General features: G+C 47.1%; 1 protein-coding gene. It reads left to right on the top strand.

The genetic code is table 11. The annotated features are described in order from the left end of the window. On the top strand, positions 1-255 hold a 255-nt coding region (locus tag KFE26_RS23870), incomplete at both ends, for a transposase (RefSeq protein ID WP_212601935.1).

The following is a 255-nucleotide window of genomic DNA, read 5'->3' as shown; positions in this document are numbered from 1 at the left end:
ACTTTGCCAGCCTTAAGAGTGACCCTACTGGCATCGAATTTGTTGATTTAACCAGCATCAAAGTGTGTCATAACCTACGTATTCATCGCCAAAAAACCTTAGCGGGACTGGCGTGCAGAGGTAAAGGCACCATGGGTTGGTTCTATGGCTTTAAGCTGCATTTGATTGTGAATCATCAAGGCGGAATCGTGGCGGCCAAAGTGACCCCAGCGAATGTACATGACACAAAACAGGTGAATGAGATGGTGCACAGTG

The sequence above is a fragment of the Shewanella sp. M16 genome (assembly GCF_018224605.1).
Classification (GTDB): domain Bacteria; phylum Pseudomonadota; class Gammaproteobacteria; order Enterobacterales; family Shewanellaceae; genus Shewanella; species Shewanella oncorhynchi.
This window is presented reverse-complemented; position numbering and strand designations above follow the sequence as displayed.